At 36.3% G+C, this 15,341-nt stretch carries 18 protein-coding genes; 13 read left to right on the forward strand and 5 right to left on the reverse strand.

From position 1 onward, the window contains the following. The first annotated feature begins 45 nt into the window (after positions 1-45). The gene (waaF, locus tag ACFQ02_RS04465) at positions 46-1,086 is read left to right on the forward strand and encodes a lipopolysaccharide heptosyltransferase II (protein WP_380819852.1); all 1,041 of its coding nucleotides are present in this window, start codon (positions 46-48) and stop codon (positions 1,084-1,086) included. Then, positions 1,083-2,036 (forward strand): lipopolysaccharide heptosyltransferase RfaC, encoded by a 954-nt coding sequence (gene rfaC / locus ACFQ02_RS04470; RefSeq protein WP_380819855.1) that lies wholly within the window; start codon positions 1,083-1,085, stop codon positions 2,034-2,036. Before waaF ends, rfaC begins: the two co-directional genes overlap by 4 nt. Before the next feature lie 10 nt (positions 2,037-2,046). On the opposite strand, the gene nfuA is transcribed toward rfaC, so the two are convergent. Next, on the reverse strand, positions 2,047-2,631 hold the full coding sequence (nfuA, locus tag ACFQ02_RS04475; RefSeq protein ID WP_380819858.1) for a Fe-S biogenesis protein NfuA: 585 nt from the start codon (positions 2,629-2,631) through the stop codon (positions 2,047-2,049). Positions 2,632-2,741: 110 nt separating this feature from the next. After that, the gene (locus tag ACFQ02_RS04480) at positions 2,742-3,428 is read right to left on the reverse strand and encodes a phosphoribosyltransferase family protein (protein WP_380819861.1); all 687 of its coding nucleotides are present in this window, start codon (positions 3,426-3,428) and stop codon (positions 2,742-2,744) included. Positions 3,429-3,553: 125 nt separating this feature from the next. On the opposite strand from ACFQ02_RS04480, the gene ACFQ02_RS04485 reads away from it, so the two are divergent. After that, the gene (locus ACFQ02_RS04485; protein ID WP_380819864.1) at positions 3,554-4,366 is read left to right on the forward strand and encodes a Cof-type HAD-IIB family hydrolase; all 813 of its coding nucleotides are present in this window, start codon (positions 3,554-3,556) and stop codon (positions 4,364-4,366) included. Here ACFQ02_RS04485 and ACFQ02_RS04490 read toward each other — a convergent pair. Then, positions 4,363-5,070: a tRNA1(Val) (adenine(37)-N6)-methyltransferase gene (locus ACFQ02_RS04490; protein ID WP_380819866.1), complete on the reverse strand. Its 708-nt coding sequence runs from the start codon at positions 5,068-5,070 to the stop codon at positions 4,363-4,365. The genes ACFQ02_RS04485 and ACFQ02_RS04490 overlap by 4 nt on opposite strands. An 83-nt stretch (positions 5,071-5,153) precedes the next feature. On the opposite strand from ACFQ02_RS04490, the gene srmB reads away from it, so the two are divergent. After that, a complete protein-coding gene (srmB, locus tag ACFQ02_RS04495; protein ID WP_380819869.1) occupies positions 5,154-6,470 on the forward strand; it encodes an ATP-dependent RNA helicase SrmB in 1,317 nt (438 codons plus the stop codon). Between the two features lie 6 nt (positions 6,471-6,476). Here srmB and folB read toward each other — a convergent pair whose 3' ends face one another. Beyond that, complete coding sequence (folB, locus tag ACFQ02_RS04500; protein ID WP_380819872.1) at positions 6,477-6,830, reverse strand: dihydroneopterin aldolase; 354 nt, start codon at positions 6,828-6,830, stop codon at positions 6,477-6,479. 89 nt (positions 6,831-6,919) lie between these two features. Here folB and plsY point away from each other — a divergent pair, with 89 nt between their 5' ends. The 5 genes from plsY (at position 6,920) to rplS (ending at position 9,671) form a co-directional block, all read left to right on the forward strand. Then, complete coding sequence (plsY, locus tag ACFQ02_RS04505) at positions 6,920-7,519, forward strand: glycerol-3-phosphate 1-O-acyltransferase PlsY (RefSeq protein WP_380819875.1); 600 nt, start codon at positions 6,920-6,922, stop codon at positions 7,517-7,519. 148 nt (positions 7,520-7,667) lie between these two features. Further along, a complete protein-coding gene (gene rpsP / locus ACFQ02_RS04510) occupies positions 7,668-7,919 on the forward strand; it encodes a 30S ribosomal protein S16 (RefSeq protein WP_380819877.1) in 252 nt (83 codons plus the stop codon). A 43-nt stretch (positions 7,920-7,962) separates the two neighbouring features. After that, positions 7,963-8,490: a ribosome maturation factor RimM gene (gene rimM / locus ACFQ02_RS04515; protein ID WP_380819880.1), complete on the forward strand. Its 528-nt coding sequence runs from the start codon at positions 7,963-7,965 to the stop codon at positions 8,488-8,490. A 57-nt stretch (positions 8,491-8,547) separates the two neighbouring features. Continuing rightward, positions 8,548-9,294 carry a tRNA (guanosine(37)-N1)-methyltransferase TrmD gene (gene trmD, locus ACFQ02_RS04520; RefSeq protein ID WP_380819883.1) on the forward strand — a complete coding sequence of 249 codons (747 nt, stop codon included), beginning with the start codon at positions 8,548-8,550 and terminating at the stop codon, positions 9,292-9,294. Positions 9,295-9,320: 26 nt separating this feature from the next. After that, complete coding sequence (rplS, locus tag ACFQ02_RS04525; RefSeq protein ID WP_380819885.1) at positions 9,321-9,671, forward strand: 50S ribosomal protein L19; 351 nt, start codon at positions 9,321-9,323, stop codon at positions 9,669-9,671. A gap of 79 nt (positions 9,672-9,750) precedes the next feature. Here rplS and pnuC read toward each other — a convergent pair whose 3' ends face one another. Beyond that, positions 9,751-10,443: a nicotinamide riboside transporter PnuC gene (gene pnuC, locus ACFQ02_RS04530; protein WP_380819887.1), complete on the reverse strand. Its 693-nt coding sequence runs from the start codon at positions 10,441-10,443 to the stop codon at positions 9,751-9,753. A gap of 182 nt (positions 10,444-10,625) precedes the next feature. Here pnuC and rapA point away from each other — a divergent pair, with 182 nt between their 5' ends. The 4 genes from rapA to ACFQ02_RS04550 all read left to right on the forward strand — a co-directional run bounded on the left by rapA (position 10,626) and on the right by ACFQ02_RS04550 (position 15,333). Continuing rightward, a complete protein-coding gene (gene rapA / locus ACFQ02_RS04535) occupies positions 10,626-13,556 on the forward strand; it encodes an RNA polymerase-associated protein RapA (protein WP_380819889.1) in 2,931 nt (976 codons plus the stop codon). 2 nt (positions 13,557-13,558) lie between these two features. Continuing rightward, on the forward strand, positions 13,559-14,218 hold the full coding sequence (gene rluA / locus ACFQ02_RS04540) for a bifunctional tRNA pseudouridine(32) synthase/23S rRNA pseudouridine(746) synthase RluA (protein ID WP_380819891.1): 660 nt from the start codon (positions 13,559-13,561) through the stop codon (positions 14,216-14,218). Between the two features lie 99 nt (positions 14,219-14,317). Continuing rightward, the gene (yihI, locus tag ACFQ02_RS04545) at positions 14,318-14,896 is read left to right on the forward strand and encodes a Der GTPase-activating protein YihI (RefSeq protein WP_380819893.1); all 579 of its coding nucleotides are present in this window, start codon (positions 14,318-14,320) and stop codon (positions 14,894-14,896) included. A gap of 2 nt (positions 14,897-14,898) precedes the next feature. Then, positions 14,899-15,333: a DUF2489 domain-containing protein gene (locus tag ACFQ02_RS04550; protein WP_380819895.1), complete on the forward strand. Its 435-nt coding sequence runs from the start codon at positions 14,899-14,901 to the stop codon at positions 15,331-15,333. The last annotated feature ends 8 nt before the right edge of the window (positions 15,334-15,341 follow it).

A 15,341-nucleotide genomic window follows, 5' to 3' on the forward strand; every position in this document is an offset into this window, starting at 1 on the left:
AACAACACCAAATAGCTTAGTTGCACAAAAAGCAACGGAGGAAATATGAATATTTTAGTGATTGGACCTTCTTGGGTTGGTGATATGATGATGTCACATAGCCTATATCAAACCCTGAAAGTACAATACCCAAATTGCATAATTGATGTGCTTGCTTCGAATTGGTGTAAACCACTTTTAGATAGAATGCCCGAAGTAAGACAATCATTAGAAATGCCACTCGGACATGGGGATTTTTCATTAAGAGAACGCTATAAAATTGGAAAATCACTAAGAGATCAATACGATATGGCGATTATCTTACCTAACTCCTTAAAATCGGCATTTATTCCTTTCTTTGCTAAAATTCCGATCCGCAGGGGATGGAAAGGCGAAAGTCGTTACATATTCTTAAATGATTTACGACACAATAAAAAAGACTATCCAATGATGGTGCAACGTTATGTCGCTCTAGGCTACGAAAAAAATTCGATACCAACAGCAAAAAATTTACTATGTCCAACACCCTATTTGACAGTAAATCAAGATGATATTTTTGAAACTAAGCAATATTTCGCCTCGCAATTATCATCAGAAGAAGGGCGTTTAGCTATCGGTTTCTGTCCTGGTGCAGAATTTGGTCCCGCCAAACGTTGGCCCCATTATCATTACGCTAATCTCGCAAAAGCGTTAATTAAGCAAAATTTTGCGATTAGATTATTTGGTTCAAAAAAAGATCATACAATAAGTGAGGATATCCGCTTAAGTTTACCTGAAAATTTACGACCATTTTGTACAAACTTAGCAGGAAAAACTTCTCTTAGTCAGGCAGTAGATCTCATTGCGGATTGTCGAGCAATTGTTACAAATGATAGTGGTTTAATGCACGTAGCTGCAGCAGTGAACTGTCCTCTACTTGCACTTTATGGACCAACTAGTCCACAATATACGCCTCCTTTATCAGAAAAAGCGGTAATAATCCGTTTAATTAAAGGAGATTTAATTAAAATTCGTAAAGGAACAGATAGTGCTGAAGGTTATCATCAAAGCTTGATCGATATTCAACCGCACTTGGTGATTGAAAAATTAAGTGACTTGCTAAAATGAAAATTTGTTTAATAAAGACTTCGTCAATGGGCGATATAATCCACACATTACCAGCGTTAACTGATGCACAACATGCGATCGAAAATTTAGAAGTAGATTGGGTACTCGAAGAGGATTTTGCTGAAATTCCACGATGGCATTCAGCAATACGCAATATTTTACCTGTCGCTATTCGTCGCTGGAGAAAAAACTTATTTTCTAGTGTTACATGGCATGAGTGGCAAAGTTGTCGCATTTTTTTGCAAAGTGATTATTATGATGCTGTCATTGATGCTCAAGGCTTAATTAAGAGTGCCGCACTAATTACATATTTTACTAACGGCATTAAATATGGTTATGACAAGCAGTGTGCAAGAGAACCTATCGCAAGTTATTTTTATGATAAAAAGTTTTTCATTGATTATCAACAACATGCTGTTGAACGTATTCGCCAACTGTTTGCTCAGAGTCTAGGGTATCCCTATCCACAAACACTTCCTGATTACGCTATAGCTACGCATTTCATAAAAACAAGATTTGAAGAACCGTACATTTTATTTTTTCACGCAACTACTAGATCAGATAAATTTTGGCTTATTGAAGAATGGCGAAATTTAGCACAAAAATTAACCGCACTTGGATATCAAATTCGTTTACCTTGGAATAATGAAAAAGAAAGACGACAAGCTGAGCAAATTACTAAAAACTTAAAAAATTGCATAATTTTACCAAAATTGAACTTGACGGAATTAGCAACCGAAATCATCAACTCTATTGCTGTTGTATCTGTGGATACTGGCTTGGCTCATTTAACGGCTGCTTTAGATAAAACGAATGTAACTCTTTACGGAGCCACTGACCCAAAACTCATTGGTACTTATGGTAAAAATCAGTTTCATTTACAAGGGCAAAATATGGCTGAAATCAAGGCAGAAGAAGTATTCCGCCTACTAATGAAGATACTACCTTAAAACAAGGTGGTTAGAAGTAAGAATGATCACCACGACGATGTTCAGTAACGTCTTTTGCACCTTTTAATTCATTTGGAAATAGGCTAATTAGTTGTTTCTCAATACCATCTTTTAAAGTAACATCAACCATTGAACAACCATTACAGCCTCCACCAAATTGTAGAATTGCTTCACCTTCGTCTGTGATTTCAATTAACGTAATATGTCCACCATGCCCTGCTAATTGAGGATTTATTTGAGTTTGGATTACATACTCTACTCGTTCAATCAAAGGGGCATCATCAGCTACTTTTCGCATTTTAGCATTAGGTGCTTTTAAGGTTAGCTGAGCATTCACATCTTCTTTTACATAATCAATTTCCGCATCTTCCAAAAATGGCAGACTAATTTCATCGACAAAAGCGGAAAAAGTATCATATTTCATTTCTGTATCATTGGCTTCTACGGAATTTGGAGGGCAATACGATACTCCACATTCTGCACTTGGCGTACCTGGATTGACAACAAAAATACGAATATTCGTGCCATCTTCTTGTTGATCAAGCAATTTACGAAAATGAGCTTGAGCAGCATCAGAAATCATAATTTTCTGCATAAAAAATCCTAACTAAAATACTTGAGTTAAAAACTCGGAAATAATACCGCTAGATTGCGTTTTTTTCCAGCGTTATTTTACTATCATTGTAATTAGCAAGTTATGTTATTTTATGCTCGAGCCAACCCCCATACTTGAATATGAGAAATACCTTGTTGACGAAGTAGTTTAGCGATTTCATTAAGTGTGCTACCTGTAGTAATCACATCATCAACTAAAGCCACCGAAGAATAACTATAATTTTTTAATTTTTCACTGATTTTAAATGCATTTTTAAGATTTTTACGCCGTTCTGTTGAGTTCAATCCTCGCTGTGTTGGCGTATTTTTATTTCGTTTAATAAGATCATTTCGTATAGGAATATTTAACCACTTAGCAATTGGTCTAGCTAATAATTCGGCTTGATTATACCCTCTTTTCCATTGTCTAAAATGGTGTAAAGGAACGGGTAAAATAACATCAGGGAGCTTCAATTGATGTGTTCGTCTTGCTTGATAAATAGCAATTAATAGCAATCGAGCTAAAGTGCGGTCAAGCCAAAATTGATTTTGAAATTTAAAGCGGTGGATAAGCATAGAGAGCGGTTCATTATAAGATCCTATAATCACCATTTGATTCCACATAGGATCATTTTGTAAACAATAACCGCACTTGCTGTTATTTTTTGTCAATTTTGAACCGCAACATCCACAATAAGGATAACGCACAATACTTTTATTACATAAACTGCATATTCCATGCGAACTTATCGCCAATTTTTTACCACAATTGATACAACAAAATCCTAATAGATTCATTTTATTTTGCCCTTCAAATAAATAAATTAAGATTAATAAATTTTTAATTCTTCTAGGGGCTAATTTTGTCGATCTTGATCGCAAAAATGCTAAAATACTGCTCAAATATACTAAAAGGAAAAATAATGACTATTCCAAATTTTCGTGATCAAATTAAAATCGTCTTCTTTGATATTGATGATACATTATTCGTTAGAAGCAAAGATTTACTGGTTAAAAGTGTACAACCTGCAATTCAAAAGCTACACGCAAATGGCATTAAAACAGTAATTGCAACAGGACGAAGTCGATGTTCTTTTCCACAAAAATTAAATCAGATGTTAATAGAAGAACAAATGGACACTTTTGTCACTATCAATGGTCAATTTACTTACCACAAAGATCACATTTTAACTCACTATCCAATTGATACAGGAAAATTACAAAAGTTGACGGAATTCTTTGAGCAACAAGATATTGCCTACGGTTTTGTAGGACATCAGCAAATAGCAGTTTCTGCAAAAACAACCATGCTTCAGGGGGCATTAAATAGTGTAACAACAAATTATATCGTAGATAAAAACTTCTTTAAAAACAATGTAGTATATCAAATGCTACCTTTTTATAATTTACAGCAAGAGCCTACTGTGCTAGCCGCTAATTTATTAGATGGTTTGAAAACTGTACGTTGGCATGAAAACTCTGTTGATATATTGGATGCAGATGGCTCAAAAGCGAGAGGTATTAATGCGGTATTACAACACTTTGGGTTACAAATAGAAAATGCAATGGCATTTGGTGATGGTTTAAATGACGTAGAAATGTTCCAAACTGTCGGTGTGGGTGTCGCAATGGGTAATGCACATGATACACTGAAAGAAAAAGCGGATTACATTACAGACCATGTAGAAGAGCATGGAGTATATAATTTTTTACAAAAGTCTGGTCTAATTGATTAAAATTTCAGATAAAAGTCTTTTGTTAGTGCGACAAAATCTTTACTATACTGGTTTTGTTCATTATAAATTGTCAAATTAGTTTTCTTAATTGGTTGAAAAATTTTGCTAAAAGTCAATAACATACGTTGTGGTTGCTTACCACTTTTAGTAGTGACATCACAACGTTCAACACAATAAAGTGCGGTTTGTTTTTGTAAAATTTCCCCCGTTAGATAGGGTAGTACAAAACAAATACGACCTTTTGGTGCAAGGCAACTCTCCGCCATATTTAACCAATCTAAATGCGAATAACTTTGTATGTAGCGTGCTTGCTCACGAGCTAAACTACTACAAGCTACTCCTTTTGAAAAATAAGGAGGATTTGCAACAATCAAATCAAATTTTTCACCGCACTTTTGCGTAAAGTCTGCGATGTCTTGGTGATAGATATTAATTTTTTCAGCCCAAGGAGATCGCTGAATATTTTCTCTAGCTTGTAAAAAAGCACCTTCATCAATTTCTACCGCACTTATTTTACAATTTTTCACACGTTGGGCTAACATTAATGCGAGTAAAGCAGTACCAGTACCTAGATCAAGGATATTTTTTACATTATGCACATTCACCCATGCTCCCAGCAATACGCCATCTGTTCCTACTTTCATCGCACATCGTTCCTGACTAATAGCAAATTGCTTAAAACAAAAGTCTTTGTTACTCAACATACTCTATTTCCTAAAAATATCCACATACATAATTCACAAAGTGCGGTATAATTTTACCAGTTTTAACGATTTTCTGACTCATTATGATAATATCACAATTTGAACACTTCGATCTCGCACCTGAATTACTAAAAGCGATAGCAAAGAAAGGGTATAAACAGCCCACTACCATTCAGCAAAATACCATTCCCGTTGCAATGGATCAAAAAGATGTTCTAGGTTCAGCTCCAACTGGCACAGGAAAAACAGTAGCATTTTTACTGCCTGCATTGCAACACTTGTTAGATTACCCTCGTCGTAAACCTGGTCCACCACGTGTATTAATTCTAACACCAACGAGAGAATTAGCACTCCAAGTGAGCGAACAAGCTCAAGACTTAGCTATATTTACGCCATTAAAAGTTGCCACAATTACAGGTGGAGTCGCATATCAAAATCATGGTGAAGTGTTTAATTCCAATCAAGGTCTAGTAGTAGCAACACCAGGACGGCTATTGCAATACATTAAAGAAGAAAATTTTGATTGTCGTGCAGTTGAAATTTTGATTTTTGATGAAGCAGATCGCATGCTACAAATGGGATTTGGACAAGATGCTGAAAAAATTGCTGCTGAAACTCGTTGGAGAAAGCAAACTATGCTATTTTCAGCTACGCTAGAAGGCGAGTTTTTTGAAGATTTTGCAAACCGCCTACTGGATAATCCTGTTCAAATTAACGCAGAACCTAGCCGCCGTGAACGCAAAAAAATTCACCAGTGGTATTACCATTGCGATAGCCAAGAACATAAAATAAAACTACTTGCTCGTTTTATTGAAAAAGAACAGGTTCAGCGTGGTATTGTCTTTGTACGCCATCGCGAGCAAGTGCGGTCACTTTCAGAGATATTACGCAAACGAGGTATTCGCAGTACTTGTCTAGAGGGAGAAATGTCGCAAACTCAACGTAATACAGCAATTTCTCGATTAAAAAATAATGTTGTAACAGTTCTAGTTTCAACTGATCTCGCCGCTCGTGGCATTGATATTGATGATATTAGCCATGTTATTAATTTTGATCTACCTTTTAGTGCAGATACTTATTTACACCGTATTGGTCGTACAGCAAGAGCAGGCAAAAAAGGCTCGGCAATTTCTTTTGTTGAAGCTCATGATTATAAATATCTTGGTAAAATTAAACGTTACACTGGCGAGCCACTAAAACCTCGCATTATTGAAGGGTTAGCACCTCGAACAAAAGCACCTAAAGATGGTGAGGTAAAAACTCTCAGCAAAAAACAAAAAGCTCGCATAAAAGAAAAAGCTTTAGAAAAGAAAAAAGTCGAACAAAAGAAAAAAATAAAGTTACGCCATAAAGATAGTAAAAATGTGGGTAAACGAAGAAAACCAACTAACGCTAAGTAAATTTGATTAACGCTCTCTTGTAATAATCACGCCAACGCTATTAGCTTGAGCAACTGCACTCGGCTTACTTAACTTAAGCTTTATCCAATCAATATGGAAATACCGTTGCAGTTGTTCAGCTACTTCATTAGCAACTCGCTCAATCAATAAAAAGGGTTTAGATTGCACATAATTAATAATAAACTCGCTTACTTCTGCATAATTCAAGCAAAAAGCAACATCATCTGTCCGCCCTGCTTTCCGTGTATCCCAAGCCATTTCGATGTCAAAAATCAGTTTTTGCTTAATTTGTTGCTCCCAATCATACACCCCTATTTGAGCAAAAACGGTTAATCCTTCGATAAAAACAAAATCTCGCATGAGCCCTCCTAAAATTCTGTTAGAGTATATTATCAACTTTATGTACAATAGACGAACAAAATTTTCCTTTTCGTTATCAGGTTAAGAAAATGAGCATTTTCGCCCTTTTTTATATGCTACTTGCCTATTTGTTAGGTTCAATTTCTAGTGCAATTTTATTATGTCAAATGTTGGGGTTGCCTGATCCTCGCAAGAACGGTTCAAATAATCCTGGTGCGACCAATGTATTGCGTATTGGAGGACGTTGGGCTGCTTTATCCGTACTCATTTTTGATATTTTAAAAGGCATGCTACCTGTATGGGCAGGTTATTATTTAGGTTTAACTCAATTTGAACTAGGAATGACCGCACTTGGTGCTTGTTTAGGGCATATATTCCCTATTTTCTTTAAATTCAAAGGCGGAAAAGGTGTTGCAACAGCATTTGGTTCAATTGCCCCCATTTCGTGGGGAGTTGCTGGTACAATGCTTGGTTGTTGGTTGCTAGTCTTTTTACTTACAGGCTATTCATCGCTAAGTGCGGTAATTTCTGCCATTATTATTCCTTTCGTCGTATGGTGGATTAAGCCTGAATTTACTTTCCCTGTGGCGATGGTTTGCTGTCTATTAATTTATCGTCATCATGACAATATTCAGCGACTGTGGCGACATCAAGAAGGCAAAGTTTGGGACAAATTTAAGAAGAAATAAGTATAAAATAAACACAATTTTGCTTGATTTATCTGCAAAAAAGAGTAAAATCCACAGGCTTTTTGTCTATATATACAGAGAAAAAAGTAAGCATTCTTGCATGTTAAATGTAGGTTTTCTTTTAGAAATAATGACTTAGAGGAAAATTATGGTAGTCATTCGTTTATCTCGTGGCGGAGCTAAAAAACGCCCATTTTATCAAATCGTTGCGGCTGATAGCCGTAGTCCGCGTGACGGTCGCTTTATTCAACGTGTTGGTTTCTTTAACCCACTAGCAACTGGTAAAGCTGAACGTTTAAGAATCGATCTAGATCTTGTTGATGCTTGGATAAGTAAAGGTGCGACTTTATCTGATCGTGTAGCTTCATTAGTAAAAGAAGCAAGAAAAGCAAACGCTTAATTTTATTTTAAATCGATGCGTTAAGTTTTAAAAGGTGAGTAAAATGGAACAACAAAGAATTGGTATCGTTGGCAAATTAGGTTCAACATATGGCATTCGCGGTTGGTTGCGTGTTTATTCATCAACAGAACAAGCTGAAAGTATTTTTGACTATCAACCTTGGTTTTTAAAAATCAAAGGTAAGTGGCAACCTACTGAATTAGAAAGTTGGAAACATCATAATCACGAATTAATTGTAAAATTAAAGCAAGTCAATGACCGTGAAACTGCTCAAACTCTCACTAATGTTGAAATTGGTGTAGATTTGAGTGTACTTCCAATACTAGAAGACGGTGATTATTACTGGCATGACTTAATTGGTTGTGAAGTAATTAATCAACAAGGCTATGTAATGGGAAAAGTATCTGAAATGATGGAAACAGGCTCTAATGATGTATTAGTTGTACGAGCAAGTAGCAAAGATGCCTTTGGTAAACAAGAACGACTAATACCGTTTTTGTATGGACAAGTAGTTAAAAGAGTCGATCCCTCCGCTAAAATTATAGAAGTGGATTGGGATGCTGGTTTCTAATCTCAGGTATGACGTAAGCTTTTGCTATTTAGGCAAACAACAATTAGGAGTATAACAATGTGGGTAGGTATCGTTTCATTGTTTCCTGAAATGTTTAAAGCTATTACGGAATACGGTGTAACAGGACGAGCGGTTAGACAAAATCTTTTGCAAGTGCGGTGCTGGAATCCGAGAGATTTCGCTGTTGATAAGCATAAAACTGTGGATGACCGTCCCTATGGTGGCGGACCAGGTATGCTAATGATGGTGCAACCTTTACGTGATGCTATTCGAGCAGCTAAAGCAGAAGCAGGAGATGGAGTAAAGGTAATTTACCTTTCTCCACAAGGACGAAAATTAGATCAATCTGGCGTACAAAATTTGTCACAAAATCAAAAACTAATTTTGGTTTGCGGACGATACGAAGGTATTGATGAACGCCTAATCGAAACAGAAATCGATGAAGAATGGTCTATCGGTGATTATGTACTGACTGGTGGAGAATTAGCCGCAATGGCGTTAGTTGACGCTGTTGCAAGGTTTGTTCCCGGTGTGTTAGGAAAACAAGCCTCAGCATTAGAAGATTCTTTTGCTGAAGGGTTATTAGATTGCCCACACTACACACGTCCAGAAGTATTAGAAGGTTTAGCTGTACCACCTGTACTTATGTCAGGCAATCACGAAGAAATCCGTAAATGGAGATTAAAACAATCGCTAACAAGAACTTGGTTACGCCGAGCTGAGCTATTGGAAAGCCTAGCTCTGACTGACGAACAACGTAAGCTGTTAAATCAGATAAAATCTGAATACAGTAATTTCAGTTAATACTAGGAAAAATAGGATTATTAAAAATGAGTAACATCATTAAACAAATTGAACAAGAACAATTAAAACAAAACGTGCCGAGCTTCCGCCCTGGTGATACTTTGGAAGTTAAAGTATGGGTAGTAGAAGGTAGCAAACGCCGTTTGCAAGCTTTCGAAGGCGTAGTTATTGCTATTCGTAATCGTGGCTTACACAGTGCTTTCACATTGCGTAAAATTTCTAATGGCGTAGGTGTTGAGCGTGTATTCCAAACTCATTCACCAGTTTTAGATAGCATTACTGTAAAACGTAAAGGTGCGGTTCGTAAAGCGAAACTTTACTACTTACGTGAACGTTCAGGTAAATCTGCACGTATTAAAGAACGTCTTGGTGATTAATTTTTATATCACTATAAATAGCAAAAGGCTTGGAAATCCAAGCCTTTTTTACATACCCTTAACAAAGATCGGTTTATTTTTATACAATTTCTAGTTTTGCTTTTGCTAATTTTGACCAGTTGTAATAACCATATAGGGAATTAAGTAAATAAGCTCCAAACATCAAGTACATAGCTGGTGTTTCAGCCCACAATACAATAGAAAGAATATTAATAATAATCCACAAAATCCATTGTTCACGATAACGTAAGATCATTAATAACTGAGCCGCAACTACTAATACAGTAGTTACACCATCTAAACCGATAGAATTTCCATCAGTAAAACTCAATGTGTAAATAAATGCGACTGAACCAATAACCACCGCACTTATTAATCCTAACCAACCTTTTACTGTTAAAATTTTTGCAACTACAGCTTCTGTTTCTCCCTCAGCCTTAGTCATGTTAGCTTTCCATAAGAAATAACCAATAAATTGAGCGGGGATATAAACATATAATGTCGTGTTCATCTCACCATAGAATTTATTGCCTAACGCAACATAAAAATAAGTATAAGCAAAAATCAACCCAAATAAATAATTACTGATTTTCCCTTTACCTACAAACACAACGCAAATTATCCCTGCAATGCCAGAAATCATTGCTAAAATTGAGTCGGGAGAAACAACATAAGCGTAAATTTGTGCAATCAAAAAAATAGCTAACCAAATCACCTCAAACGGTTTCCAACCACCAAACAATTCTTTCTTAATCATATCAGCGTAATTCATACAATTTCCTTTAAATATAAACACTTTCTTGATTTTTACACCTTGTTTTTTTAAATGTCAAGGACTAATTAGTTGATCTTATTAACAACAATTTCGCAATAAATTGATATATTTTTCATTTATTTTTATGATAAAGATAGTTAGAATAGCGCCCTTTTTACAATCAAATACAGAGAAACATTATGTCTTTTGCTATCGGTCAACGTTGGATCAGTGAAAGTGAAAGTAGTCTAGGTTTAGGCATTATCACTGCTCTTGATTTACGTAAAGTTACCATTTCTTTTCCTGCTACGGAAGAAGTAAGAATCTACGCCATTGAAAATGCCCCACTCGCTCGAGTACGCTTTCAACAAGGCGATAAAATCTGCCATAAAACAGGCTGGCAAGGAGAAGTAAAAGAAATAATGGAGCAAAAATCATTGCTATTTTACTTAGTTGAAAATGTTCAATTAGGAGAGCAAATCCCTGTTTGTGAAACAGAGTTAGCTCATCATATTTCATTTAGTAAACCACAAGAAAGATTATTTTCCGCACAAATCGATCGTTCAGATCATTTTGCTTTACGTTATCAAGCATTGAAACATCAGCAAGCTCAATTCCAGTCACCGCTACGTGGATTACGAGGAACACGTGCAGGATTAATTCCCCACCAATTACATATAGCCAAAGAAGTTGGACAACGTGTTGCACCTCGTGTACTACTTGCTGACGAAGTAGGATTAGGTAAAACTATTGAAGCAGGAATGATTCTCCAACAGCAAATTTTCTCTGAAAAAGTACAACGAGCGGTGATTATCGTACCTGAAAGCCTACAGCATCAATGGCTAGTAGAAATGCTCAGACGGTTTAATTTGCACTTTGCTTTGTTTGACGAGGAACGCTGTAGCGATTTTGATAGTCAAAATGAAAGTGCGGTAGAAATTCAAAAAATTAATCCATTTGATACTGAAAACTTCATTCTCTGTTCTCTAGACTGGTTAATATCAAAACCAAATCGAGCCAATCAACTGCACCAATGCGATTTTGATTTATTGATTGTTGATGAGGCTCATCACTTACAGTGGTCGCCTCAACAAGCAAGTCCTGAATACGCTTTTATCAAAAGCCTTGCTCATAAAATTCCAGCTGTATTGCTATTAACCGCAACACCAGAGCAACTAGGCATGGAAAGTCATTTTGCTCGATTACATTTACTTGATCCTGACCGTTTTTATGATTATGCAGCTTTCATAGAAGAACAAAAACATTATCGACCTGTAGCAAATGCTGTGCAAACTTTATTAACTGATAAATGGTTGAATAATGATGAACAAAATCAACTAACTGAATTATTATCAGAACAAAACATTGAACCAATGCTAAAAGCAATCAACTCGGATGCTTATCAAGAGCAAAGAGATCTTGCTCGACAAGAGTTGATTGATAATTTACTTGATCGACATGGAACAAGCCGAATTCTGTTTCGTAATACTAGACAAGGAGTAAAAGGATTTCCACGCCGCACTTATCATCAAATCAATTTAAATTTGCCTGATCAATATCAAAATGCGGCAAAAGTACTAAATATGTTTGGCGATCATCAGCCGATGGATCTCTTTTATCCAGAAAAAATGTTCCAAAAAGTTAATCAAGATGCTAGCTGGTGGGATTTTGATCCTCGTGTAGAATGGCTCATTACTTTTTTAAGAAATCATACAGATGAAAAAGTCCTAGTAATTTGTCATCAGGCAACGACAGCTATTCAACTGGAGCAAGCATTACGTGAAAAAGAGGGAATTCGTAGTGCAGTATTCCATGAAAAAATGACTATTGTAGAACGAGATAGAGCTTCGGCTTACTTTGCACAACAAGAAAATGGTGCTCAAATTTTGCTTACATCAAGTATTGGATCAGAGGGACGAAATTTCCAATTTGCTTGTCATTTAGTGTTATTTAATTTACCTGACAATGTTGATTTATTGGAACAATGTATTGGTCGTTTAGATCGTATTGGTCAACGTCGAGATATTGAGATCCATGTTCCTTGTTTTACAAATACACCGCAAATATTGCTTGCTCGCTGGTACCATGAAGGGCTTAATGCTTTTGAAGAAACTTGCCCAATGGGAGCCACTTTATTTGCTAAATTAGGAAATGAGCTACAACAATTTTTACAAAATGCAACCGCACTTTGTGAATCTAAGCAACAAGATTTCAAAGCCTTCATCGAACGTACCGCAAAAGATCGCCTTATGTTAAAAACTGAATTAGAACAAGGGCGAGATCGTTTATTAGAATTAAACTCTAATGGCGGAGAACAAGCACAGCAATTGGCCGAAAAAATTTCAGTTGAAGATGGCAATGATGAACTGATCAATTTTACATTAAATTTATTTGACATTATCGGTGTTGAACAAGAAGATCTTGGTGAAAAATCTATTGTCATTCACCCTACGGGTACTATGCTTGTACCTGATTTCCCTGGATTAAAAGAAGAAGGCATCACTCTTACTTTTGATCGACAACTGGCATTAGCTCGAGAGGAATTAGAATTTTTTACTTGGGATCACCCAATGATTCGCAATGGAATTGATCTCATTACTTCAGGCGACATTGGCAAAAGTGCGGTAGCATTGCTAACAAATAACAATTTACCAGCGGGAACTGTATTGCTTGAGCTAATTTTTGTAGTAGAAACTCAAGCTCCACACGGTTTACATTTAACTCGCTTCTTACCGCCAACACCAGTACGTTTGCTACTAGATGCAAAAGGTAATAACTTAGCCGAACAAGTATCCTTCGCTAAATTACAACGTCAGTTAAAACCTATTGGTAAAAATATGGCAAACAAAGTTGTAAAAATGTTACGTCCATCTATTGAGCAATTATTGCTTAAAGCAGAAGGGCAAGCAAAAAGTTCAGCCCAACAGGTTATTTTACAAGCCCAAGCGTTGGCTGATCAGCAACTCAATGCAGAAATAAATCGATTGATAGCATTACGAGCGCTGAATAAAAATATTCGTCAAACTGAAATTGATACGTTAGAAAACCAGCTAAGCTTATCTTTACAACAAATCACACAGGCAACTTGGCGGTTAGATAGTTTACGACTGATTATAAGTAATAAAGAATAAAAATGGCATTAATTGAATACAATCCCCCAACAGATCCTTGGCTTGATATAGTTTATCACGACAATCATTTGCTTGCGGTAAATAAACCGAGTGGCTTGCTTTCCGTTCCTGGTAATAAACCGCAATACTACGACAGTGCAATGTCAAGAGTAAAAGACAAATACGGCTTTTGTGAGCCTGCTCATCGATTAGATATGGCAACCAGTGGCATTTTACTATTTGCCATGAGTAAATTGGCAGACCGTGAACTAAAACGCCAATTCCGTGAAAGAGAACCTCAAAAACATTATCAAACTTTAGTGTGGGGACATGTTGAACAGGACTGTGGAAAAGTTGAGTTGCCATTAATTTGCGATTGGGAAAATAGACCTCGTCAGAAAATTTGCTTTCAGCAAGGCAAAAGAGCGGTCACTTTTTACCAAGTTTTAGAACGACTAAGTGATAATAAAACTCGCATCAAATTAACACCAATTACAGGGCGTTCGCACCAATTGCGATTACATATGCTCGCTTTAGGACACCCTATCTTAGGCGACAAATTTTATGCTCACCCGCAAGCAAGAGCAATGTCGCAAAGGTTATGCTTACATGCTGAAAGCTTACAAATCCGCCACCCGTTAACAAAGGAAATTTTACATTTTCAAGCAAAATCACCTTTTTAACGTGAGTAAGGCAATATCTTTCAAAACAAAAGGTGAGAATTTTGTATTTGAATGTTACAATTTAATCAATTTTCTCAAAAATGAAACAGAGATGAAATTATGAGTCGTCAGAAAAAAACTCGCCGATTAACAGATGTGATGCCAACACGCAAAAAAGATGACCGCACTTCAAGTGCAAGTACGGTAAAACCTCGTGCAGGGCGTAAACTCACTCGATATGAACTTGACATGAAAGCTCGAGAAGAAAAACGTAAGCGTAAACATAAAGGCATGGTGGCAGGATCTCGTCATAGTTCAGGCGAAAATTCACAACATAATGTATCAATAGAAACAAAAGATCCTCGCATTGGTAGCACCAAAAAAGTACCATTAATAGTAGAGTTTGTTAATAAACCTGAAAAAGGGAAAACTATTCCGCCCGTAAAAGTCGAGGAAAAAACAACCGCACTTGATCCAATGCATGAATTAGAACAGCTCGAAAATAATGAATGTCTGAATCAATTACTAGATGATTTAGAAGCAGGTAAAACGCTAAACGCAAAAGATCAACAATTTGTTGACGAATGCTTAGATCGCATCGCTGAACTAATGGAGCAACTTGGTATTAGTGATGATGAAGAAAACGGCGAAGATTTATACCGCACTTTTGAAAAAATTAATCTTAATCAATTTAAATAATTATGTGGTTATTTTTTGTTTTAGCCATAGCAGGCTTAATTGTTATCTCCATGTTTGGCTACTCTCTTTATTTGTTGTTTGCCTTACAAAAGCAAAAAAAAGCGTTTCGCAACGCTTATTCTGCTCGTAAAATTCGCTTAAAAGAAAGCATAGTCATTATTATTAAAGCGATGAAAACAGGCGATTGTAATCATTCTGAAGGCGTTATCCGACTGAAAATGCTACTTGAACCAATGGGAGCCAGTTTAAAAAACTACGCAACGATGTATCAACTCTATGAAATAGTGATGGATATGCCTACTCATGAAGCAAGACGAAGTTTAAAACGGAATGAACGAATGCGATTAGATCTGCAACGTGAACGTGCGGAAACTGATTTACAAGAAAAAATTATGTTGGAATTAGATCAGCTGTTAGCTGATGTAGAAAAAATCTAGGAAATACA

Source organism: Seminibacterium arietis (genome assembly GCF_042675725.1).
Taxonomy (GTDB): Bacteria; Pseudomonadota; Gammaproteobacteria; order Enterobacterales; family Pasteurellaceae; genus Seminibacterium; species Seminibacterium arietis.